Source organism: Cellvibrio sp. 25HG11W-0, assembly GCF_057815475.1.
Genome location: NZ_CM174230.1, coordinates 1,687,488 through 1,709,150, shown reverse-complemented (window position 1 = coordinate 1,709,150; position 21,663 = coordinate 1,687,488). Strand labels below are relative to the sequence as shown.

Annotated in this window: 14 protein-coding genes; 11 read left to right on the top strand and 3 right to left on the bottom strand. The window is 48.7% G+C overall.

Going from position 1 to position 21,663, the window contains the following annotated elements; translation table 11 throughout:
- The first annotated feature begins 132 nt into the window (after positions 1-132).
- The 7 genes from rsxD (at position 133) to AC0KUT_RS06965 (ending at position 6,524) form a co-directional block, all read left to right on the top strand.
- Positions 133-1,209, top strand: a complete 1,077-nt coding sequence (gene rsxD / locus AC0KUT_RS06995; RefSeq protein WP_488834641.1) for an electron transport complex subunit RsxD — start codon at positions 133-135, stop codon at positions 1,207-1,209.
- The gene (gene rsxG / locus AC0KUT_RS06990) at positions 1,209-1,865 is read left to right on the top strand and encodes an electron transport complex subunit RsxG (protein WP_488834639.1); all 657 of its coding nucleotides are present in this window, start codon (positions 1,209-1,211) and stop codon (positions 1,863-1,865) included. The genes rsxD and rsxG overlap by 1 nt, the downstream gene beginning before the upstream one ends.
- Positions 1,858-2,574, top strand: a complete 717-nt coding sequence (locus AC0KUT_RS06985; RefSeq protein WP_488834638.1) for an electron transport complex subunit E — start codon at positions 1,858-1,860, stop codon at positions 2,572-2,574. Before rsxG ends, AC0KUT_RS06985 begins: the two co-directional genes overlap by 8 nt.
- 199 nt (positions 2,575-2,773) lie before the next feature.
- Complete coding sequence (locus tag AC0KUT_RS06980) at positions 2,774-3,598, top strand: mechanosensitive ion channel family protein (protein ID WP_488834637.1); 825 nt, start codon at positions 2,774-2,776, stop codon at positions 3,596-3,598.
- A 179-nt stretch (positions 3,599-3,777) separates the two neighbouring features.
- Positions 3,778-3,957, top strand: a complete 180-nt coding sequence (locus tag AC0KUT_RS06975) for a hypothetical protein (protein WP_488834635.1) — start codon at positions 3,778-3,780, stop codon at positions 3,955-3,957.
- Positions 3,958-3,980: 23 nt separating this feature from the next.
- Positions 3,981-5,195 carry an IS256 family transposase gene (locus AC0KUT_RS06970; protein ID WP_488834633.1) on the top strand — a complete coding sequence of 405 codons (1,215 nt, stop codon included), beginning with the start codon at positions 3,981-3,983 and terminating at the stop codon, positions 5,193-5,195.
- A 285-nt stretch (positions 5,196-5,480) separates the two neighbouring features.
- The gene (locus AC0KUT_RS06965; RefSeq protein ID WP_488834631.1) at positions 5,481-6,524 is read left to right on the top strand and encodes a hypothetical protein; all 1,044 of its coding nucleotides are present in this window, start codon (positions 5,481-5,483) and stop codon (positions 6,522-6,524) included.
- 86 nt (positions 6,525-6,610) lie between these two features.
- Here the strand turns inward: AC0KUT_RS06965 and AC0KUT_RS06960 are convergent, their stop codons facing one another.
- On the bottom strand, positions 6,611-8,041 hold the full coding sequence (locus tag AC0KUT_RS06960; RefSeq protein ID WP_488834628.1) for a DUF945 family protein: 1,431 nt from the start codon (positions 8,039-8,041) through the stop codon (positions 6,611-6,613).
- A 284-nt stretch (positions 8,042-8,325) separates the two neighbouring features.
- Here AC0KUT_RS06960 and AC0KUT_RS06955 point away from each other — a divergent pair, with 284 nt between their 5' ends.
- The 4 genes from AC0KUT_RS06955 to AC0KUT_RS06940 all read left to right on the top strand — a co-directional run bounded on the left by AC0KUT_RS06955 (position 8,326) and on the right by AC0KUT_RS06940 (position 16,677).
- Complete coding sequence (locus AC0KUT_RS06955) at positions 8,326-9,054, top strand: proteasome-type protease (RefSeq protein ID WP_488834627.1); 729 nt, start codon at positions 8,326-8,328, stop codon at positions 9,052-9,054.
- A 581-nt stretch (positions 9,055-9,635) separates the two neighbouring features.
- Entirely contained in the window at positions 9,636-13,061 is a 3,426-nt protein-coding gene (locus AC0KUT_RS06950) for a transglutaminase family protein (RefSeq protein WP_488834625.1), read from the top strand.
- Between the two features lie 170 nt (positions 13,062-13,231).
- Entirely contained in the window at positions 13,232-15,796 is a 2,565-nt protein-coding gene (locus tag AC0KUT_RS06945; RefSeq protein ID WP_488834623.1) for a circularly permuted type 2 ATP-grasp protein, read from the top strand.
- On the top strand, positions 15,793-16,677 hold the full coding sequence (locus tag AC0KUT_RS06940; protein WP_488834622.1) for a transglutaminase family protein: 885 nt from the start codon (positions 15,793-15,795) through the stop codon (positions 16,675-16,677). The genes AC0KUT_RS06945 and AC0KUT_RS06940 overlap by 4 nt, the downstream gene beginning before the upstream one ends.
- 170 nt (positions 16,678-16,847) lie before the next feature.
- Here AC0KUT_RS06940 and AC0KUT_RS06935 read toward each other — a convergent pair whose 3' ends face one another.
- Both AC0KUT_RS06935 and AC0KUT_RS06930 read right to left on the bottom strand, forming a co-directional pair.
- Complete coding sequence (locus tag AC0KUT_RS06935) at positions 16,848-18,173, bottom strand: DUF1552 domain-containing protein (RefSeq protein WP_488834620.1); 1,326 nt, start codon at positions 18,171-18,173, stop codon at positions 16,848-16,850.
- A gap of 106 nt (positions 18,174-18,279) precedes the next feature.
- Positions 18,280-21,642, bottom strand: a complete 3,363-nt coding sequence (locus AC0KUT_RS06930; protein ID WP_488834619.1) for a DUF1592 domain-containing protein — start codon at positions 21,640-21,642, stop codon at positions 18,280-18,282.
- Positions 21,643-21,663 lie beyond the last annotated feature (21 nt).

Below are 21,663 nucleotides of genomic sequence, written 5' to 3'. Positions count from 1 at the left end.
CGAGTTGGGGTCGCTTTTCTTTTGGTTACTTTTCTTTGGCGAAGCAGAGAAAAGTGACTCGCCAAGAGGCGAAATAAATCTTCAAATTTTGCACAGGTAGCGGCAAATACTCCGCTCCATAAGAGACAACTGATGGCCTTATTAAACATCACCTCCCCTCACACCCAAGGGGCAAACCGCACCGGGCAGCTTATGCGCTTGGTGGTTTACGCAACCTTCCCGGGCATTGCGGCGCTGACTTATTTCTTTGGCGTGGGCGTGCTGATCAATGTGCTGCTCGCGAGCCTAAGCTGTATGGCGCTCGAAGCGCTGGTGATGAAACTGCGCACGCGCCCTGTGGCCTTTTATTTAAAAGATTGCAGTGCGCTGGTGACCGGTGTGTTGCTCGGTGTATCACTGCCGCCCTACTGCCCTTGGTGGTTGGTGGTGAGTGGTGCGCTCTGCGCCATAGTCTTGGCCAAGCAACTTTACGGCGGCATGGGTTTCAACCCCTTTAATCCGGCCATGGTGGCCTATGTGCTGCTGTTAATTTCCTTTCCCGTACAAATGACCCAGTGGGCCATGCCTTCTCCTATGTTGGGCGATGGGCAAACAACCCCGAGCTTAGTGGCCGCACTCGATCAAATATTTTTTGGTTCGCAGCTCGACGGCTATGCCTCCGCCACCGTACTGGATTTAATGAAACAAAATTCCGGCTTACTGTTGAGCGATCTCTACCAACAACAGCCTGCACTGGCGACAGGTCTTTGGGCTGGTGCAGGCTGGGAATGGGTGAATATCGGCTTCTTAATCGGCGGCCTCTTTTTGCTCTACAAAAAAGCCTTTAGCTGGCATGCGCCAATTTGCATGCTAGCGGCGCTAGGGCTTATGGCGGCGATTTTTTACGACAGCGGCAGCTCTGACTCAGCGGGTTCACCGCTGTTTCATTTATTCTCCGGCGCAACTATGTTGGGCGCATTTTTTATTGTGACCGACCCTGTAAGCTCAGCGGTAAGCCAGCGCGGGCGTATGATTTACGGTGCACTTATAGGTGTACTTATTTACGTGATTCGCGCCTGGGGCACCGGCTATCCCGATGGCGTCGCCTTTGCGGTGCTGCTGTTAAACTTCGCCGCGCCTTTTATTGATTACTACACCACGCCGCGCACCTATGGCCACAGCAAACCGCGCCGCGCCACCGATTCAACACCGAAAAAAGGAGGCCATTGATGCTTGGCCAATCCATCAGCAAAAACAGTTTGATTCTCGGGGTGTTCGCGCTGGTCACTGCAGGTACGCTTGCACTGACGAACTTAGGAACACAAGATCGCATCGCCACTGCCGAGCGCGCCGCTCAGCAAAAAGCACTGTTTGAGGTGGTGCCACCAGAGCAGCACGACAACGATATGCTCAGCGATACCATGGTGGTTCCCGAGGAGGCCAAAGCTGCTTTGGGGTTGCGCAGCGATAAGCCCATTTACATCGCCCGACAAAATGGCAAGATCACTGCACTGATTATTCCCGCTACTGCCCACGACGGCTACAGCGGCGACATAGATATGATTGTGGGCGTACTGGCCAATGGCAGCATTACCGGTGTACGCGTACTCAAACACAAAGAAACACCTGGGCTGGGTGATAAAGTTGATTTGAAAAAGTCCCAGTGGATTTTAAATTTCAATGGCAAAAATCTGAGCTTTCCCGTTATTGAAGATTGGAAAGTCAAAAAAGACGGTGGCGATTTTGACCAATTTGCCGGCGCGACCATTACTCCGCGCGCTATGGTGGGGCAAATCAAACGTGTACTAGAAGTGGTTGCCGCTCAACATGATGTATTATTCCCCGCGCAGTCTGACACTGCAGCAATAGGTGAAACCCATGAGTGATGTGAATTACACAGAAATTACCGAAAAAGGTTTATGGAGCAACAACCCCGCGCTAGTGCAATTGCTCGGCCTCTGCCCACTGCTAGCGGTGAGCTCAACCGTAGTAAATGCACTTGGCTTAGGTATTGCCACACTACTCGTACTCATGGTGTCCAACTCCGTAGTATCACTTATTCGCCATCAAGTGAGCGATGCAGTTCGCCTGCCCGCATTCGTGATGATTATTGCCTCGGCGGTAACCTGCATTCAAATGCTCATGAATGCTTTTACTTATGAGCTTTATCAAATACTCGGTATTTTTATTCCGCTCATAGTCACCAACTGTGCAGTACTCGGGCGCGCTGATGCCTTCGCCAGTAAAAACAAACTCCTACCCTCTTTGGTAGATGGTTTTATGATGGGTATGGGCTTCATGCTGGTACTCATTGCGGTAGGCGCCGTGCGCGAATTGCTCGGCACCGGCCACTTATTTGCTGACATGCATTTACTCTTTGGCGAAGTGGCACGCAATTGGCAATTAAATGTTTTTGGCAACAGCTACCCGAATGTGATTTTTGCGCTATTGCCACCGGGGGCGTTTATTGTGGTGGGATTTTTGATCGCAGGAAAAAACTTGATCGACACCCAGCTTAAAGCGCGCGCCGAAGCGCGCAAAGCAAAACCCGTCAAAGGCAGTAAACGCGTGCGCACTACTGGCTCAGTCGCTTAAAGGCAATTGCAGCAGCTTACACTTAAGCGCCAAATGATCAGCGTCTAAACGATCAGCATTAAAATTATCAGCGTTTAGTTCAGGCTTTAAAACGCTTAGCAACACCCAAGTGACACACTGTTATTCCATCACCGATGCCATTGGCACCTATTTTATTTGCTGCATCCAAGGCAAATAATTACCAGCTAAGGAGACAACTATGTTCAACATAACCCCAGAACAACTCAGCGCCCTCTACAACACCTACATCATCCCTTGGTCAATTAAAATTGTCATAGCGCTAATGATATTTTTAATCGGGCGTATGATTGTCAAAATGATCGGCGGCGTAATTGGCAAAGTGTTGACCCACACCAAACTCGACAAAATCTTGGTCGACTTTATTCAATCCCTAGTGCAAGCACTGTTGCTTATTTTTGTCGTAGTTGCCGCCTTAGATCAACTGGGCGTGAACACTAACTCCATGATCGCACTCCTGGGAGCCGCCGGTTTAGCGGTTGGTTTAGCGCTACAAGGCTCGCTGCAAAATTTCGCTGCTGGTTTTATGTTGCTGGTGTTTCGCCCCTTTAAAGCAGGTGACTTTGTTGAAGCGGCGGGCGCAGCAGGTGTGATTGAAAAAATCAGTATCTTCTCCACCATTATGCGCACTGGCGACAACAAAGAAGTCATCATTCCCAACGGCGCCATTTATGGCGGCAATATTATTAATTACTCCAAACGCGATACCCGCCGCATCGACATGACTTTTGGCATTGGCTACGGCGACGACATCCGCAAAGCGCGCGACGTGATGAGCGCGATCATCAAAGCCGATTCCCGTGTACTGGCTGAGCCAGAAACTGTTATTGCAGTCGGTGAACTGGGTGCGAGCAGTGTCAACTTTGTGGTGCGCCCTTGGGTGAAAACGGAAGATTACTGGGCGGTGAAATTTGATTTAACTGAAAAGATCAAACTGGCCTTTGATGAAAATGGTATTAGCATCCCCTTCCCACAAATGGATGTTCACCTCAACAAAATGAACTAATCCCCCCGCACAAGACAAGCAGTTAGCTGAGCCCTTGAGTTTCTCAAGAGCTCAGCACAGTTAATGCCCTGCCCCTAACACATCAGATCTCAGCGTCAACAATCACTTTACGCAGCCACCCAGCAGTCGCTATGCTGCCGCGTTATTTTTACATCAGGATGTTTTTGAGAATGGAGAATATGAAAATAAAATTTAGCCAGCGCTGGGGTAGCCAAATAATAGCGCCCTACCAAGTCTTTGAACTGGTAGTCATAACCCTATTGGGGCTATTACTGGCACTAAACTTATGGGAGTTACTACAAGTAAATGTTTGGCGCCCAGACTCCGGTAGTGTTCAAAATTCTGTGTCACTTCTTTAATCTATATCTAAAAGAGGTGACCTATGACCAATACAAACATCCCCGGCTTCGATATGGAAGCCGCCATCCAAGCGCTGCGTGAAGGCCAAGACCTTACCGGTAAGAACGGTATTCTAACCCCGCTTATTAAACAACTCACCGAAGCTGTCATGCAGGGTGAGCTGGAACAGCATTTAGCGGAAGGCGATGCGCCAAACCGCAAAAATGGTTCTACCAAAAAAACCATGAAAAGCCTGGCGGGGCAATTCGAGCTCAGCACCCCGCGTGATCGCGCCGGCACCTTCGAGCCGCAAATTGTCAAGAAACACCAAACCCATTTAACCGATGAGCTGGAGCGCAAGATAATAGCGCTGTTTTCGCTTGGAACTAGCTATCAGGATATTCGCACCCACATTGAAGATATGTATGGCGTCAGCATTTCTAACGGCACACTCAATGCGGTGACGGATAAGTTATTACCTGAACTTCAAGCGTGGCGTGAGCGTGAGCTGGAAGCCATTTATCCTATTGTTTGGCTGGATGCTATTCATTACAAAATCAAAGAAAATGGACGCTTTATCAGCAAGGCTGTGTACACGCTACTTGGCTTAACTGTTGAGGGCAAAAAAGAGCTGTTGGGGCTGTATCTATCGGATTCTGAAGGTGCGCATCACTGGTTGAGTGTGTTGACTGACTTATACAATCGCGGCGTCAAAGACATTCTGATCGCCTGTGTCGATGGCCTTAAAGGTTTTCCGGAAGCGATTGAAAGCATTTATCCGCACACCGAAGTTCAGCATTGCATCATTCATCAAATCCGTAATTCTATAAAATATGTTGCCAGCAAAAACCAGAAAGCGTTTATGGCAGATTTGAAATGCGTCTACAAAGCGGCCACAAAAAATGCAGCTGAAATTGCACTGGATGAGCTGGAGGCAAAATGGGGCGACAAATATCCGGTTGTGATTAAATCCTGGCGTAGCAAGTGGGATAGGCTGTCAAATTATTTCAAATACCCCGACTATGTGCGAACGGCGATTTATACCACCAATGCGGTTGAGGCCGTGCATCGACAGTTTCGAAAACTCACCAAAACCAAAGGTGGCTTTGCGAATGAAAATAGTTTGCTCAAATTATTATATGCCGGTATGTTGAATGCGTCAGAGCGTTGGACGCACCCCGTGCAAAATTGGAATTTGACGCTGTCGCAGCTGTCGATTCATTTTGCCGGAAGATTGGATGCTCACATTAAACTGTAACTGCTGACACAGAGTTTTGAACACCCTCCAGACTCCATGTACTATGTAGACAGTTACACGTCCAAAGTAATTGAAGAAGGTCGCTGGATTAATCAATTATTTTTCCCGATATTAAAATTAATGCCTGCTTGGTTAGCCATTAGTTTGAGCTATGTATGCTTAGGCTACTTTGCCTATTTTGTAGCCAAAAACATCACGCTACGCCATGGCTACTCCATCGCATTCGCATTACTCTGCCTCTCTATCCCGGTACTTCCGGTACAACTCGAGTGGCCAGAAACCTTATTGGTTGCATTTTTGTTGCTTGCTGTAGCGCCACATCAAGCAAAAAAAATGCCTGACTACATTTTCTTCCCCCTGTTTTCTATTTTGTTTTTTGGGACGCTATCATCATTTTATTTTTTACTGCCATTATTGTTTTTAGCTGAGCTCAACACCAAAAAGACGTTACGTTTACTCGTCATATGGGCGACCGCATTTGTAGTTGGATACATAGTCACCAACACCATCGTCTATATTTCAAGTGGCTCATTTATTCAAATAGCAGGTTGGCGTGAGCCACACCCCATTAAAGAGTTGAAAGACATTGGTACAAACGCGATACGTCTTTATGAAAGTGCGGTTAACTCTCACTATATGAAATTTCAAACAGTATTGGGCCAATGGCTAATTATCGCAACCGCAGCCATAGGTGGGGCCTGCGTACTTTTTAAACGTAGTTTTTTTGCATTATTAGTATCCATCATTGCCGCATTAGGTATTTATGCCTCTACATTGCCTGTGGGGATATTTGTGCAGGAACGCTCTCTTTTAAGCTGCCTAATTGGTTTATTAGTAGCATTTCTACTCCACTCAAAAACACAAAACTGGCTGAATTTTTTTCTGCTGTGTTTAGTACTCGTTTTAAGTGTTCAGTTTTCCAATGCCAGTCGCAACACTATTCTTTGGTTTAAAACCACAACCGAAATCCTGCAAACACAGTTTGCTCAAGCAATCCCCTATCCGCCAGAAGAAGTGCGTACTGTATTTATTATTTTCAACCCCGAAGACAACAGCAGAGCATTTAATAAAATTGATCAATTCAATGAGTTCAAACATCCATTTAGCGAGTCTTTACAGTCCCCACTCAACTGGGTCGCGGTACTAAAAACAATGGGCTATAAACGTATTTTTCTTTGCGAAGATCCAACCTCTTGGGCATGCGAAAGCTTGGAAGGGCATTATGAAGAAACACAAGTAGGGCAGCCGGAAGGGATTTTTTGGTCGAAACGACTTGGCAAACATGACCTCATGCTCATGCTAAACCAAGATTTTGCCCGAAGCCAATAAAGCCTCTACGCACTATTTTCATATCAAAAAAAATCCCTCGCAGAGCGAAGGATTTTTTAAACTGCTAAAAAAGTGCTCGTTGCGTTTTATTCAGCAGCAGCGGAACCAGCACTTTCTTCTTCCAGCTCATCACCCATTTCCTCAGCCTCATCATCTGCTGAGTCAATTGTTTGCTGTAGCTGTGCATCTTGCGCGGCATTTTGCTTGGCTCCTATACCACTCAGCACCATCAACACTGTCTCAGTAGGAATTTGTGTATCACCTACAAAAAGTTCACTGTTGTGTAAGGTCGCCTTAAGTACATACTCGCCAGCCTCTTTGGTGATGTAGCTATCCATCAGGGTCAACATGGGCAAACCCATCGCAACCACTTCAGGCAAGCGCACTTCTAATTGGCTATCCGCTAAACTTAAATATTCAAAAGGCTCGCTCATATCAGCAACATTAGTGCCCGCTGCGGGCGGCTGATAGTTTAGCGTCCAATGCGCCTGAGGCTTGCCGCCCATAAAGTCGGCACCCATTGCAAAGGTAAAACTTAAACCGGGTTGCAAAAATTGCGGAGCCAAACGCTTAAGCTGTTCCATATAAAATGTATTGAGCGCGAGCGGGTCACTCGGCAATGCACTCATGCTCTCACCCCAGGCTTTAAGCGCTGCGATATTAAGTTGATTCATACCAACTTTGTAATAAGCATTGCTCGCACTGACAGGGCCACTCACCTCGGCAAGAGTTAACGCAACTGATGTATCTATACTCTCGTTTACAACCGATTGTTTTTGCTCATAGCCCAATTGTTTTACGGATAGTTTTACCCCTGCGGCGGTGGTGATGTTAATTTCATCCACGTGAATGTTCGCATTGGCTATATTGATTCCTGCCGCCAGATTAGTTGAGTCAAAACTACCCTCGGCAGGTGACATTTTAACTTCTGAACCATCAGCGCTTAGCAGCTCCATTGCGCCAAGATGAATTTCACCCTTGGTACTGAGGCTATCGAAGCGCCCTTGCATATCGACACTCGACTCAGCAAAGCTCAGGTTGTAACTGCCCTCTTCCACTTTTTTGGCAGGCAGTAGCCAACGGGCTGTGTAGGTGTTACTAAAGCCAGCTTGTGTGTAAATTTCGCCAATACTTTCACCAAAAAAATCGGTTATTTTTTTGTCGGTATCAGCATCATGGGTATGTACCATGATGCGGGTAATAGCAGAAAAAAGCCCTAGACCAAAACCCTGCTTGAATAGCACAGGTCCATGCTGGAGCTGGGTATTAACACTCACTTTCATATTGTTATTGAACAGCGCAAGACTATTGGCAGACTTTAATGTTAAAGCCACATCGCTGCTAAAAATGCCACGCTCATAGTGCTCCAAAACCATGATGAGACCTGAACTGGCGCTTTGCGCTTGGCTCAGTGCAAGCTGCTCGCGCATTTTTTGTTCGCCCAAATAGCCCGTGAAGTAGGCACCGCCAACATAGGCCAGCCCGAGCACTAGGGCAGAAATTGCTATTTTTTTCATTTTCATCCTTTCTTTCGTAAGTTATTTCATCATTAAATTGATCGCTAGCGTATCGATCTGCATCAATGCATTTTGTGTTAAACACCTAATGCGCTCTCGCTTTGAGACAGCAAATACCGCAGACTGGCGTTTTTATACCTGAGTTTACACGCTATACCAAATACTTTTGCCCCTGGCCTCTCGCGACATGGCGCAAGAATTTGTATTGAGGGCCAGATTTACCTTGACGCTACTCAAGGTGGCTTTTACCCTGTCCGCCCATTTTATCGCCCCGAGCTGCTGTTATGACTTATTGTGTTGCTATTAATGTCGATGCTGGCCTTATTTTCTGCTCCGACTCGCGCACCAATGCTGGGGTCGATCAGGTCAGTACCTACAGCAAAATGTACCATTTTGGCATCGAAGGCGAACGTCAATTCGTGATTACCTCAGCAGGCAATCTCGCTACGACTCAGTCGGTCATTACCAAAATTCGCAAGGATATAAAAGATCAAGCTGACGTAAGCCTCGCCACCATGGAGAGCATTCACGATGCAGCCGACTATATCGGCGATATCAGCCAGCAGGTACAGGAAAAACACGCGCAGAATAACGGCGTTAGCTTTGAGGCTAGCTTTTTAGTCGGCGGGCAAATTGGTACGGAAAAACCTGGGGTGATGCTGATTTACCCTCAGGGCAACCATATCACCACCTCTGTGCATACACCTTATTTACAGATAGGTGAGAGCAAATATGGCAAGCCGATTTTAGACCGTATTTTAAAACCCGAGACGGGTCTGGATACTGCGGCACTCTGCGCCCTCGTGTCTATGGACTCCACCATGCGCTCCAACCTAACTGTGGGTCCACCCATCGAGCTCATGAGCTATACCACCAATAGTTTCAATATGCAGCACAACGTATTCGATGCGGATAATCAATACCTGCGCGAACTGACTAAATCTTGGGACAACCTCATAGTGCAGGCGTTTTTACAACTGCCGCCGTTTAGCCCCATCCCGCTCAGTAATTAACAAAATAGGGCATTACCAGCGGCGCACTATCGCCGGTAATGCCCACGACTCACTAATCGTTTCTACTCTATAGACTCATCAACTCGGTCTCATCAGGCCAACATCTACTTTCACGACCATTACACTTATTTTGACGACCTGCTGAAATTTTGGCGGTTGTGGTGCAGTTATTGCGTTAGTAAGTCTGTCCAATATTTTTTTGGTTTCTAGGTTATGATCAGGTAACACATATTAAACACGAATAATTACCGTAATTTGCCTGCAATTATCAAATTGACAGGGAGCTGCCACAAAAAAGCATCTCATAGAGAAACGGCTTATTTCGTCACAAACTATCACTACACTTAACCAACGCCCTGTTTTCGCACTTATTATTTTTTAAGCGCACAGGTTAAGCGCACAAGAATAAGTCATCTATCCATTGTAGATTGACCTCATGGCGCTATTTACTGCATGACATTATGTTTGACCTGACACTGAACAACCACTGCCGCTCATCCATCTATTTAGATCGAGCAGCACGACGACACTGAACATTTTTTAGCAACCTAGGTTGCGCCTCTGTAGGAAGGATTATTGTTATGGCAATTCGTGTGGCCATTCATCACCAAACTGAATACACCTTTGATCGTTTAACATCTATATACCCTCATGTGCTGCGCTTGCGCCCTGCACCCCACAGCCGCACCAAAATTCACAGCTACTCGCTAAAAGTTGAGCCTGAAGACCACTTCATAAACTGGCAACAGGATCCTTTTGGCAATTTTCAAGCGCGCTTGGTATTCCCTGAACAAACCAAAAAGCTGAAATTTTCGGTGGAGCTTATCGCCGAAATGACGTCTATCAACCCCTTCGATTTTTTTGTAGAGGACTATGCGCAGCACATTCCCTTCACCTATGACGAACAGCTTGAACGCGAGCTGGCGCCTTATTTAGAAATCACTGAAAACGGCCCCAAACTGCTTGAATTGGTTGAGAGCGTTAAAGATAAATTAGCCGCTAAAGCTGAGAGCAAAACCCTGTGGGAAGTAAATAGCTTTTTAGTTGAAGTGAATCAGACGCTGCAACAAATGATCGGCTATGGCGTGCGCCTTGAACCCGGCGTACAAACCTGTGAAGAGACATTAACCTTAGTTAAAGGCTCCTGCCGCGATACCGCATGGCTATTGGTGCAGCTATTTCGCCACCTCGGGTATGCGGCACGCTTTGCTTCAGGCTATTTAGTACAGTTGACGTCAGACATCAAAGCACTCGACGGCCCCAGCGGCCCTGAGGCAGACTTTACCGATCTTCATGCGTGGACCGAAGTGTTTATCCCCGGAGCAGGCTGGATTGGCCTTGATCCCACCTCAGGGCTCTTGGCGACTGAAGGCCACATTCCCTTAGCCTGTACGCCCGACCCTATTTCTGCCGCGCCAATTACCGGCGCCACCGGCAAGTGCGAGGTAGAATTCGACTACAGCAATGAAGTGTTTCGCGTTCTCGAAGACCCGCGTGTTACCAAGCCCTACACCGAAGAGCAGTGGGAAACCATCAATGCGCTCGGTAAAAAAGTCGATAAAGAACTGCTTGAGCAGGATGTGCGCCTCACTACTGGCGGCGAGCCCACCTTTGTCTCTATCGATGACATGGAATCTGAGCAATGGAATACTGGTGCCCTAGGGGCCGATAAACTCAGCCTCGCCAAAGACCTGCTGCTGCGCATGCGTAAAACCTTTGCCCCCAATGCGCTGCTGCATTACGGCCAAGGCAAGTGGTACCCCGGCGAAGAAGTGCCGCGCTGGGCGCTGGGCTGTTTCTGGCGCACCGATGGCGAGCCACTGTGGCGCGATCCCAAATATCTGGCGCGCGTAGACAAGAGCTACGGTGTTACTCATGTTGAAACCAAGAAATTCGCCGAGTCACTGTGCGAAAAAATTACCGTCAATAAGCAGCACCTGATTCCCGCCTTTGAAGATGTGCTCTATTACCTCTGGGCTGAGCAACAACTGCCGGAAGGTATCAATCCGTTGAAAGCAGACCTGACCGATGATTTAGAGCGTCGCCGCCTGGCCAAGCTGCTCAACCGTGGATTAAATATCGAATCGGGTTATGTCTTGCCTATTGAGTGGAACTACACCCACCAAAATTGGTTAACTGGACGCTGGAAACTGCGCAGCGGCGAACTCTTTTTGATTCCCGGCGATTCACCGCTCGGATTGCGTTTACCCCTTAACTCGTTAGAGCAACCAGAATTTGACTACGAGCGCTATCAGCCCGAGTCAGACCCTATCGCCAGCCGCGCTGAGCTACCACCTGCCGGTGAAGTGCAAAAGAGCTTGCGTGGCCAAGGTTTGTCGCCCAGCCAACAACTTGCAGCGCAGCGCGCCCGTCAGGCGCAAACTGCTGCAGTTAAAACCGCAACCGAACAAACCAACACCACATCGCTTGAAGCGGGCTATGTCATTCGCACGGCGATTAGCTTTGAAGCACGGGATGGTCGCCTGCATATATTCATGCCGCCGCTCTCCTATCTCGATCACTATGTCGCACTCATCGAAGCCATCGAAGACACGGCAAAAGAACTGGATATCCCTGTAGTGCTGGAAGGCTATGAGCCACCGAAAGATCATCGCCTGAAAAAATTCCTCATTACGCCCGATCCAGGTGTGATCGAAGTGAACATTCACCCGGTAGAAACTTGGCCGGAACTGGTAGCCAACACCGAAGCGCTCTACGAAGATGCGCGCCAGTGTCGTTTGGGCACCGAAAAGTTCATGCTCGATGGCCGTCATTCCGGCACAGGTGGTGGTAATCACGTGACCTTTGGCGGGTCCTCGCCTGCCAATAGCCCATTTTTACGTCGCCCAGACTTATTGCGTAGTCTGGTGACCTTTTGGCAGCATCACCCTGGCCTGTCTTATTTGTTCTCTGGCCTGTTTGTTGGGCCAACCAGCCAATCGCCACGGGTAGATGAAGGCCGCGATGAAATGCTCTATGAGCTAGAAATCGCCTTTAAAGAAATGCCAGAAGGCATAGTCGATCAACCCTGGTTGACCGACCGCCTGATGCGCAACCTGCTGATCGACATCACCGGCAATACTCACCGCGCCGAGTTCTGTATCGATAAGCTTTACTCACCGGGCACTGCCAGCGGTCGTCAGGGGATTTTGGAGTTTCGCGGTTTTGAAATGCCACCCCATGCGCGCATGTCGCTAGTGCAGGTACTACTGCTGCGCAGTTTGATCAGCCGCTTCTGGAAAGAGCCCTACCGCCAACCACTGGTACGCTGGGGTACGGCACTGCACGACAAATTCATGCTGCCTCATTATGTATGGGAAGATTTACGTGCCGTAGTGGCAGACTTGAATGAACACGGCTACCCCTTCCAGCTGGAATGGTTGGCAGCATTTGAAGAGTTCCGCTTCCCACATTATGGCCGCGTGCAAATTGATGACATTGGCATAGAGCTGCGCTGGGCCATTGAGCCCTGGCATGTACTTGGTGAAGAAGTGTCCAGCTTCGGCACCTCGCGCTATGTGGATTCATCCTTAGAACGTCTGCAAGTTAAGGTCACCGGCCTCACGCCAGGTCGCTATGTACTAGCCTGTAACGGGCGCCGTGTATGCTTAAATGCCACAGGTAAGCATGGCGAATTCGTCGGAGGCGTGCGCTATCGCGCGTGGGCACCACCCTCTGCACTGCACCCCACCATTGGGGTACATGCACCCTTGGTGTTCGACTTGATCGACACCTGGAACGGCAAGAGCATCGGCGGCTGCACCTACAACGTCAGCCACCCCGGTGGTCGCAGCTATGAGCGTTTCCCCATTAATGCTAACGAGGCTGAATCACGTCGCGGCAATCGCTTCTTCGACTTCAACCATACACCGGGCGCCTTGCCCGTAACACCAGCGGGTGAGGTTTTGCGCGAGTTCTTTGAACACAAGCACCCTCCACGCCCCATGGCACCACCACCAGAAGAGCCCACAGACGAGTATCCACATACACTCGACCTGCGTCGCTAAGCGACATAGCACCGCCCTTCCCATTAGGTGAAGGCGGTGCTTCGCGGCTTTATTTCCCTTTCCATAAAATTGTTGTGATAGGTAGGTTTTTATACTCAAAAGCTCTTAGGCGCCATTCGCGCCGTCATGAGCCGAAAAACTAGGTACAATGGAGCTATCTGTGGCGACTTATGACAATTATAACTATGCAAAACTCTCCAATGCCCATGGAAGCAGCTGTCGAATCTATGGATAACCTCTACCCTGCCCCTCTAAATCGCGTCGATGAAGCCTACCTCGCCTCTGGTGAAGTTCGCCCTCATTGGCAATATCTATTGCAAAGCCTCGCCAAGCTGGGCACTAACGCTATAGATGAACGCCAAAAGAAAGCCAGCCGCATATTGCGCGACGATGGCGCCACCTACAAAATTTACGATACCCCCGACGCCAGCCAAACATGGCAGCTCAATCCTATTCCGCTGCTTATAAGCAGCGAAGAGTGGGCAGTGACCGAAACCGCGTTGGTTGAGCGAGCAGAACTGTTTAATTTACTGCTGAAAGATATCTACGGTGAACGCAAACTCATTAAGCAAGGCGTTATACCGCCAGAACTGCTCTACTCCCACACGGGGTTTCTACGCCCCTGCAATCAGGTAAAACTGGCGGGTAATCACCAACTTATTCTGCACGGTGTGGACTTGGTACGCGGTCCCGATGGCCAAATGAAAGTGATGGCTGACCGAACCCAAGCGCCCTCAGGTGCGGGTTATGCGCTGGAAAATCGCACAGTAATGAACCGCGTGTTTCCCAGCTTGTTCCGCGATAGCCATGTACACCGCCTCAGCCTTTTCTTTGCCCGTATGCGTCAAAAACTGCACGCATTAAACCCCAACGGCGGCATAGCGCGCATAGTTGTACTCACCCCCGGCGCTTTTAATGAAACCTATTTTGAACACGCCTATCTGGCGAACTATTTGGGGTTTCAATTAGTACAGGGCAGCGACTTAAGTGTGCGCAATGGTTTTGTATGGATGAAAGCCTTAGATGGGTTAAAGCGTGTTGATGTAATTTTGCGCCGCGTCGATGACATTTATTGCGACCCCGTCGAACTCAAGGGCGACTCACAATTAGGTGTGCCAGGGTTACTCGAAGCTGCACGACGTGGGCGCGTTGCCATCGCCAACCCACTGGGCTCGAACGTACTGGAAAACCCAGCCTTGCTCCGCTACCTACCCGAGATAGCCAAGGTATTGCTTGGGCGCGAATTAAAAATGCCCTCAGTGAAAACCTGGTGGTGCGGCGACAAACAAGATCTTGAATATGTCTGCGCCAACTTAAAAACCCTGCTGATAAAACCCACTTATCGCAAGCCAGGTATTTATGAGGTTTTTGGTGCCGAGCTGGATGAAACCAAACTGCTCGCATGGGAAAAGCGTATTCGCAAAAACCCCTATCAATTTGCCGCGCAGGAATACACCCCCTGTGCGACAACACCCAGCTGGATGGAAGGCAAATTACAACCCTGCTCATCCATTCTGCGCACCTTCGCAGTCGCCGATGAAGACTCCTATGCGGTGATGCCTGGCGGTCTGACCCGCGTCAATATGGATGCAAGCAATAAGATCATTTCCAACCAACGCGGCTCAGTATCCAAAGACACCTGGGTGCTTGCCTCAGAGCCAGAGAAACACGTCACGCTGCGCAGCGCCAAGTTGCAGCAAGCACAAGACAGCAACAATGAACTGCCCAGCCGGGTGGTGGAAAACCTTTTCTGGATGGGGCGCTATGCCGAACGGGCTGAATCCGCACTACGCCTCCTGCGCACCGTCTATACCCAGCTCAATCGCACTGAAGCATTGCCAGACCAAGTTTGCCGTACATTGCTCGGCGCAGTGACCCATGTAACATCTACCTATCCAGGTTTTGCCAGCCTCAATCCAACCTTGTTTAGCAACCCTGATCCAGAAGTAATTTCGATTATTTTGGACCAACACCGCAGTGGCAGTGTGGCCAATAATTTAATCGCCATGATCAACTCTGGCGAACAGATAAAAGAGCAGCTCTCCAGCGACATTCAACGCATCATTAATGACATAGGCGATGAGCTAAAAACCCTTCAGCAAACCCTAACTGCTGACAGTCTCGCTACCGCCGAAGACACCCTTGCACCCTTGATGACAGCACTGCTGGCACTGGTGGGCTTGGTGCACGACAGCATGATTCGCGATAGCGGCTGGCACTTTATGGAAATGGGCCGACGTTTAGAGCGCACCTTGCAAATCACCAGCAGCCTGCGCTCATTACTCACCCCTAAATTTGATGAATTCGAACAAGAAGTGTTAATTGAATCGACGCTACTCTGCGGCGAAACACTCAACACCTATCGTCGTCTATACCAAAACGGTATCAATATCGAAAATGGTTTAGAGATGATTATGCTCAACGCCAATAACCCGCGCTCGCTCATTTATCAGCTGCAAGAATTAGAAATGCACTTTGCCGACCTACCCGGCAACACCACCGTTTTACGCACCGAAAGTAAGCTGCTGCTAGAAGCCACGACTGCCATAAAATTGAGCGATCTCGATGTATTAGTAAAACACAACGGAGCCATACGCGAAGACTTGGATCAACTGCTCGCCCGTGTTCAATATCTCATCAGCAGCTCATCCAAAGCCATCAGTCAGCGCTATTTCGATCACACCGAAGGCCCGCAGCTCTTGGTGAAAAACACCAGCTGGCAGGAGCAAATATGAAATATATAATCCGCCACAGCACCCGCTATAAATACGCGCTTCCCGTCAGCAACTGCTACAACCTAGCTTATGTTTTGCCACGCACCACCAAAAGCCAAACCGTAAAGAAAACCGATGTGCGCATATCGCCCAACGCCACAACGAACACCAGTCAGAAAGATTATTTCGGCAACCAGTATTTACAATTTTCCATCGAAAATGATCACACTGAATTGGAAGTGAGCATCACCAGCACCATTCAAATTACCGACCCTAATACCAGCATTAATCTCGACTTCGGCACCCCCTGTGCCTATGTGAAATATTTGCTGCAGAATTCAAAAGACGCTGACACACTGGCCGCGCGTGAATTTATTCTCAGCTCACCCATGATTCAACAGCATCAAGACCTCGCCGACTACGCGGCGTCCTCGTTTAATGATGAGCGCCCTTTTCTATCGGCAGTCTTAGAATTAACCCAGCGAATTTTTACGGATTTCACCTACGACCCCGAGTTCTCCGACATAGCCACACCGCTTGCAGATGTACTCAAACACAAGCGTGGCGTCTGTCAAGATTTTGCACACTTTGCGATTGGCTGCTTACGTTCGCTCGGCTATCCCGCGCGCTATGTGAGTGGCTACTTAGAAACACTGCCGCCGCCTGGCCAACAAAAGCTCGTTGGTGCCGACGCTACCCACGCGTGGTTCGCCGTTTTCTCACCCGGCGAAGGTTGGTACGAGTTTGATCCTACCAACAATAAAATTACCGGTGAGCAACACATTACGACTGCATGGGGCCGAGACTACTCCGATGTAAGTCCGCTCAAAGGCGTTATCTTTGGTGGAGGACATTCGCCACAACTTTTCGTTTCTGTCGATGTGCAGCGCGTTGTGGACTAATACCGCAAACCGCCAGATACTTAAGGTGAAAAAATAGAAATGTAAAAGCTCACCAAAAAATCGATAAGAAAAATCGATAAGAAAAGAAGCAGTATAAAAACAAAAACAGCGCCCTAGGGCGCTGTTTTTGTTTAGGCTGAGCATAAAGCATCAGCCAAAGTATACCGACATTAAGAGAACACGCCGGAAACCATTCCACTACCGTAGTTGGTGTAGCCAGACAGGCCAACAGCCTGAGCAGCGGTATCCAACAAACTGGTGTGCTGTCCAACATTGATAATACGGCCGCCGTTAAACTTAGAGCTGCCAGACATCATCATGAAGGGAGCATCGCTACCTATGTGCGCATTGGCGTTACCCATGTCACTCACTTGCAAAATCAAAGTTGAGTTAAACAAAGGCTGGCCTGCGTCATCGGTAGTTGATTTGAGTGTACTGATCAAATCACCCATGCGATCGCTCAAATAGGCGCGCTGTGCCGCATAGCGAGCTTCCACATTACTGTGAATTGCACCATCGTGATAAGACTCATTGAAACCCGTTGGCGAAAACTTAGCGCCATCAGTACCCATCTGAATCGATACCACTTTAGTCAAATTACACGCCAAAGCCAAAGCCGCATTACGTGCCTGCTGGTTAAACAACTGCGTGAAGTAAGCACCATCATAGGGAACTGCAGTTGCAGCACCATAGTTATTCCACGTTGGATTAGAGCAACCAGAGCTAATAGTACCGGTATTAGATGCCAACAAATCTGTTCTCAACTTTTGGATAGCATCAATATTTTGTTGCGCACGAATTTGCTCAGCTGCAGACAATTTCGCCTTAATTTTTTGCAGAGCTGCAATGTTTACATCATAGACCTGCTGCTGTTGTGCTACTGCAGTACTGGTACCGCCGCCACCGCCACCACCACCGGTAAACAAGGTGTTGAATACCGTACGTGGGTTGCTGCTATAAGCGCTTTGATCCCAAGTGTTGGTAGACGAAATAGAGGTATCCAATACCGCGCCACTTTCAGTGTTGGTCATAATACCCAAACGCAGCGAGCTGAAGCGCGATGCTGAGCCTATGGTAGACGAAGCCAACACGTTATCAACCGTAGATTTAGGGCCATTCATTGCACCCAAAACACGGAAGGTAAGACCGTGTGAACCACTTACATCTGACCCTTGCATAACCGACGTACCGCCAAACCAAATACAGTTTTGCTTAACAGCATTAAATGCTTGGGTACAGGTATTCATGGTCAAGTTGCCAGCAGAACCCGTAGGATTAAACGAGTGACTTGCACCACCTGGCGCACCACCTGGAATGTACACAAAAATAACTCTTTGTACTTTTGCAGCGCTAGTTTGCGCTTCTGCGAAACGGCTAGACAGCACGCCCATAGTCAAGGTTGAAGCTTGCAATACGGGTAAGCTGATGCCAGCTTTAGCAATAAACTTTAAAAAATCGCGGCGATTTTCATCAGCCATTCTTTTGAAGTCGTTCATAATAAAAACCCTTTATATCCCCTGCTGGATTAATGACAACCAGCACAATGTAGGGAGGAAATTTTTTGATGGGCGAGCCCGAAGGCTCGCCCGACCTTAGGCTTGATTAATAATCTTTGCGATAACGCACAGACTTCAAGTTACCCAATTGCTTCAGCATAGCCTTAGGACTATCGCTTTGTGCTGCCATGTCTTGTGCCAAAGCGGCAACATCATCCGCATTGTTTTGACGTTGCGCGGCAGGCAGAAGTACTGGCTTACCATCGCTAGCCAAAATGTTGCGATCGAAATAATTCACACCAGTACCCAACGCGGTGCGGTAGTTATTTTCGATGAAACAACGACGAAGTTGCGCCAAGCCAGCAGGTGAAGCGACTAACTGTTGACCAAAGTTTTTACCACTGGTAAAGGTCAAGGTATCAGTGCCTTCCATGCTGCTCACACCATAAAGCGTACCATCGTCAGCTTCATAGGTAGTTGGCAGATTGTTATCGTCGCGGCTGCGTGGCAAACCAACTGGGCTAAAGTCTTCGAAACCAAAACCGAGTGGGTTAATGATTTTCTCGTGACAGGTAGTACAAGGCGCAACTGCTGTTAAGAAATGGTATTCCTGACGAGTTGTTGCAAGACCACCTTGCGCTGCTTTGATGTTATCAAACGCAATTTGTTGATCTTCACGCAGTTTGTCGATATTCACACCATTTGGTGGATTACCCACATCGTGACACAACATTGCACGTCTAATGCGCACTGCACGCAAAATCGGCGCAGTTTTCGCAAAGTGAGCATTTTGCGTAAGGAATGCACCAGAGGTCAGTAAACCACCACGATTCGTCGTAGTTACCTTGCTCAAGTTCGTACCCAAACCACTCGTGCTCAAACCATAGAAACTTGCCAATGCTGAGTTAGCAAAGGTGTAGTTGCTTGAGTAGAGGTTGGTAAAGGCTGCATCATCGAGTACCACATCGTTATAGATAGCGCGAACTTCGTCCAACATCGCCGTCTTAACTGCAGTGGTATAGGTTGGGTAGAGAGTTGCGTTTCTGCTCTCATAAGGCAAGCCACCTACGTTTAGCCACTCAGTAGCAAAACGACCGTAGTGTTGACGCGCTTTAGCAGTACCCAGCAAACGGGTAATTTGCGTATCAATTTGCGCCTTAGTTGACAGGGTTTTATTTGCAGCAGCTGTCAGCAAAGTAGCATCAGGTGTTGAACCCGTGTAGGTGTAAGCCAAGAACGACGCCATTTCATAGTGAGTCAACACATAGGCAGTATCTGGCAAGGCAGCGCGATCGGTAGCAGGGATATCAGTCAACACTATACCTGCATCAGCTGGTGCAGTACCGGTGCGCAAATCACCAAACTTCACACCCAATTCAGAACGATATAAGAACTGTGGTGAAGACAAGGCAGCGCGCAGAGCAAGCTTAATACCATCGTTTACGGCTGTTACACCAACGCTTGACGAGAAGAAGGTCAAGTAAGCTGTGCGCTCTTCAGCAGTGAAGGGACGACGGAATACTTTAGGACCAAAGTCAGTGACGAATTTGTCACCACAAGCTGCCAAAGTCTGACCGCTACAGTTAACAACATTGGTTAGGGTTGCAGTATCCGCAACACGTGAAGCCAAGTCGTTATACGCACGCATATTTTCTTCGCCAATCACTTTATGTGAGTTATTGGTAAAGCCCGTAACAATCAAATCAGCAGGAATAGATGCCAGCGTTGCTGCATCTAATGCAGTTTCTAGGTTCACACCCGTTATGTCGTTAATACTGTTGATGTATTCAGATTTAGACAGAACACGCAACAACCGCTCAGCATAGCGTGGTGCACAAGTATCACCCACACAAACAGGCGCCGCACTGCTAGATGAAACAGAGCTAGGCACTATGCTTGATGATGATCTTGGCGCTAACAAGTAAGTCGCAATCGCACTACCACAATCAGTTCCACACAACGCTGGGTTTTGAATCGGCATATTGCTGGTGATGTATGCCGCCAGAGTCGCTTGGTTTTTCTGTGCAGGGAAAGCGGCAGTCAAGGCGTGACAGCTCGTACATTGCTGTGCAAACAAGGTGGCGCCATTTAAGGCGGCAACACTGCTTGAACTTACAATCACGGATGAGCTTGCTACACTGCTAGGTACTGTACCCGTTAAGGTAACCGATACCGCGTTTGATGCAGGTGAAGGCATGCTGCCGTTGAATGCAATAACTTTATAGTCATAGGCGCCTGCAGTTGTCAGGGTGTCTTGATAGCTGCTGGTATTAGCCGCAGTACCTTTTACTGTTGACCATAAACCCGCTGCATCTTTACGACGAACCACAAAGCCGGTTTCGTTGTTGCTGACATCAGACCAGTTCAAAGATGCAACGCCCGTCACTTGGCTCAAACTTGCCAGCAAGTTAAGCGGTGTAGCAGGTGCGGCAGCCAGTTGAATCGGCGCAACGTTCGCGGCATTGTCTTTGGTCAGGAAGAGCTTGAAGTACACAGGTACTTTTTGGCCAATCGCGTCCAAGGCTGCCGTGGTTCTCAGGGTTTCTATGCCCGAAGCCAAATCAAAATCAACAGAGTTGATGACGATGGCTTTGCGCGGCGACACACTGAAGTTATTGGCGTCATGTTTTACCACCAGGGCATCAAAGCTGATGTCTTTGGTGATGCCGTGCAAGGTTAAGCTGCCAGTAAACGACTTGGTGCTGATGCTACCGACTGCCATGCCGTCAATCTCAGTCAAACTGAGTTGCGTGCTGAAGTGCAAGCTCGGCATAAAGTCCGTTTCAAACAACATGCTTTGCATGCGCGTGTTACGGATATCGATGCCAGTCACTATGCTAGACAAAGGAATGGTTAAATTCGCTTGGCCATTGCTGTTGACGGTACCTTGCAGCGTAGTGAACGTGAAATTTTCAGCCGTGTTGATTTTCTTCACAGCCACAAAATTGAACGTCGACTTAGTGCCATTCACTGACCAACGTGTTGCGACGCTAGGTGCAACACTTGAAGAACTACTACTGCTAAATAGCGGCGTAGTGCTGGAAGACCTGCTGCTAGGTGTTGGCGTGCTGCTAGGTGTGCTGCTTGCCGCAACGCCGCCACAAGCAACACCATTAAGGGTGTAACTCGTAGGAGCGGCGCCCAGGTTGTTAACAATAAACCCAAACGAGGCAGTACCGGCAGCAGGAAGACTACCGTTATAGCCAGCATTTTTCACACAAACATTTTTACCGGTTTGGGTAAAGGTGCCATCCCACAGATTTTGGATAGCGTCGTTGCCACTGTAGCTGTAGCACAGCTCCCAACCATTTAACGCACCACCATTGTTGGTGATGGTGGTTTTGATTTGTGCGCCACTGCCCCAGCTGTTAACCGCTTCGTAGTTCACACTACAAGCGCCTTGGGCGAAGGCTCCGCCCGATGCCGCGACACCGAGAGAGAGCATCGAAATTTTCAATAATTTTTTCATGATTTATTCTCTTTAGGCTTC

What these genes read in the sequence shown, in the direction of transcription:
- AC0KUT_RS06945 (WP_488834623.1), top strand. Translation starts at nt 13,232, where the DNA reads ATGACAATTATAACTATGCAAAACTCTCCAATGCCCATGGAAGCAGCT.
- AC0KUT_RS06930 (WP_488834619.1), bottom strand. Translation starts at nt 21,642, where the DNA reads ATGAAAAAATTATTGAAAATTTCGATGCTCTCTCTCGGTGTCGCGGCA.
- AC0KUT_RS06980 (WP_488834637.1), top strand. Translation starts at nt 2,774, where the DNA reads ATGTTCAACATAACCCCAGAACAACTCAGCGCCCTCTACAACACCTAC.
- AC0KUT_RS06950 (WP_488834625.1), top strand. Translation starts at nt 9,636, where the DNA reads ATGGCAATTCGTGTGGCCATTCATCACCAAACTGAATACACCTTTGAT.
- AC0KUT_RS06940 (WP_488834622.1), top strand. Translation starts at nt 15,793, where the DNA reads ATGAAATATATAATCCGCCACAGCACCCGCTATAAATACGCGCTTCCC.
- AC0KUT_RS06985 (WP_488834638.1), top strand. Translation starts at nt 1,858, where the DNA reads ATGAGTGATGTGAATTACACAGAAATTACCGAAAAAGGTTTATGGAGC.
- rsxD (WP_488834641.1), top strand. Translation starts at nt 133, where the DNA reads ATGGCCTTATTAAACATCACCTCCCCTCACACCCAAGGGGCAAACCGC.
- AC0KUT_RS06970 (WP_488834633.1), top strand. Translation starts at nt 3,981, where the DNA reads ATGACCAATACAAACATCCCCGGCTTCGATATGGAAGCCGCCATCCAA.
- AC0KUT_RS06935 (WP_488834620.1), bottom strand. Translation starts at nt 18,173, where the DNA reads ATGAACGACTTCAAAAGAATGGCTGATGAAAATCGCCGCGATTTTTTA.
- AC0KUT_RS06975 (WP_488834635.1), top strand. Translation starts at nt 3,778, where the DNA reads ATGAAAATAAAATTTAGCCAGCGCTGGGGTAGCCAAATAATAGCGCCC.
- AC0KUT_RS06960 (WP_488834628.1), bottom strand. Translation starts at nt 8,041, where the DNA reads ATGAAAAAAATAGCAATTTCTGCCCTAGTGCTCGGGCTGGCCTATGTT.
- rsxG (WP_488834639.1), top strand. Translation starts at nt 1,209, where the DNA reads ATGCTTGGCCAATCCATCAGCAAAAACAGTTTGATTCTCGGGGTGTTC.
- AC0KUT_RS06955 (WP_488834627.1), top strand. Translation starts at nt 8,326, where the DNA reads ATGACTTATTGTGTTGCTATTAATGTCGATGCTGGCCTTATTTTCTGC.